2 protein-coding genes and 1 pseudogene are annotated in these 1,766 nt (G+C 69.9%); 2 read left to right on the top strand and 1 reads right to left on the bottom strand.

The window, feature by feature from the left end:
• The first annotated feature begins 137 nt into the window (after positions 1-137).
• Entirely contained in the window at positions 138-308 is a 171-nt protein-coding gene (locus tag U9980_RS23435) for a hypothetical protein (RefSeq protein WP_322769915.1), read from the top strand.
• A 48-nt stretch (positions 309-356) separates the two neighbouring features.
• Here the strand turns inward: U9980_RS23435 and U9980_RS23430 are convergent, their stop codons facing one another.
• Positions 357-1,466: an IS630 family transposase gene (locus U9980_RS23430; RefSeq protein WP_322769914.1), complete on the bottom strand. Its 1,110-nt coding sequence runs from the start codon at positions 1,464-1,466 to the stop codon at positions 357-359.
• Between U9980_RS23430 and U9980_RS23425 the strand changes: the two are divergent.
• A pseudogene (locus U9980_RS23425) lies at positions 1,465-1,766 on the top strand (hypothetical protein); the annotation flags it as partial. The gene U9980_RS23430 and the pseudogene U9980_RS23425 overlap by 2 nt on opposite strands.

The raw sequence follows: 1,766 nt of genomic DNA, 5'->3' as shown, positions 1-1,766 counted from the left end.
GATCCACCTGTTCTACCCGCAGCTCACGCCCGCCGCCGCGGCCGACGTCGTCGTCGCCCACCCCGGCAGCGCCAACGGCACCGCCCCACCTGACGGCACCGTACCGGCCACCCGATCGGCCTCGAGAAGTGCGTCCCATGACTGACAACAGCGACCCGGCCAGCGGATTACCGGCCATGGACCCCGCGACCCGCCGCCAGGTGCAGGCCACGCCCCGCCGGCTGGCCTACGACTACGACTACGACTACGAAACATGCGGATCACCCCCACGGGCGTGGGGACGGCACATGCATCGTTTCCCCTCCTAGCGCAGCGTCTCAGTAGTTCTTTCTGGTGTCCGGTGACGTTATGTGACGTCAGGCGGCCTGGGTGAGGCTGGTCGGGCTGGGGTGGCGTTCGAGGTATCGGGCGTGTTCGGCGTCGGCGTCGTAGCTCCACTGGTAGGGCTGGGCCGTCTTGTTGTGGAGGATCGTGAACGCGGTGATCTGGGCGTCGAGGTCCTCGCGGGAGGTGAAGTCGCCGCGGCGCAGCAGCCGGCGGGTCAGGACGCCGAACCACTGCACGACCATGTTCAGCCAGGAGGCGTGCTTCGGGGTGTAGGTCGCGGAGAACCGTGGGTGCGCCTTCAACCAGGCCCTGGTGGCTCCTGCGGTGTGACTGGACCCGTTGTCCATGATCAGATGGATGTGCGGTGCCGGGTCGGTCCGCTCGTCGAGCATCGCGAGGAAGGCGGTGAACGCCGCGGAGGTGTTACGGCCGATCCGTTCGGTGACAACCTCGCCCGTGGCGACGTCCATCGCCGCGATGATCGAGACAGTGCCGTAGCGGACGTACTCGAACTCGCGGCGGGCCGCCCGGCCGGGCCGTAGCGGGATCTCCGGGTACGTGCGGGTCTTCGCCTGGATCCCGGTCCTCTCATCGATGCTGACCAGCACCGCCCCGGCCGGCGAGATCTCCACGCCGCGCTCGTCGAGGTGCGCGGCGATCGTGACGTGGGACCATGCGGTCTGCCCGTCGGGCGGGGCAGCGGTCGCGGTCGCCACGACCACCAGGCGGACGGACGGCCCGTGGACCGCGGGCCGCCCCGTCCGGGGACGGTCGAACAGACCCGGGATCCCACGGAGCGCGAACCGGCCCCGCCAGGTCCGCACCGTGAGGACCGAGCAGCCCAGCGCGGCGGCGATCACCGCATTCGGCGTCCCCTCCGCCGCCGCCAGGATGATCCTCGCGCGTAGGACGAGGCGCTGCTCGCTGCTACCCGAAGCGATGATCCGGTTCAGTTTGCGACGCCGTTTGACCGTCACCGCGGCCTCCACCAGCCGGGCGGCACGACCCATCTGGTCTCCCGCGCCCCAGCCGAGCAGCCGCGGCCGGCCGGAGGGGCATCCTGGGCCGTGGGCCGCCGGCCGGCCCGGCGGCGACAGATCATCCCATCCAGCCCCGGGCCGGGGCACACTGACGGCCATGCCGGTGCCACCCAAGCGCCTCAAGGAACTCGTCGAGGGAACCGTCGACCACCACGCGTCGCGTACCCACCCCGCCCTACAGGAGATCACCATCCGCTGGCGCGGCGGGTACGGCTACCTGGACGCCTGGGCCGGCGCCGTCGACCTCGGGGTCGACCCCGACGAGATCTCCTTCACCGTCGTCCTGCGCGCCACCCGCAACGTCAGCTATACGATCAATATCGCTGAGTCAAATCTACCCAGAACGGCCTACCTGTCCTACTACGGCCAGAGTGGCATCGGGAAGACCAGCTTAAGAGC

The organism is Protofrankia sp. Cr1, assembly GCF_963555865.1.
GTDB lineage: Bacteria > Actinomycetota > Actinomycetes > Frankiales > Frankiaceae > Protofrankia.
Note: the sequence above shows the minus strand (reverse complement) of the source record. Positions and strands in the feature narration are given on the sequence as shown.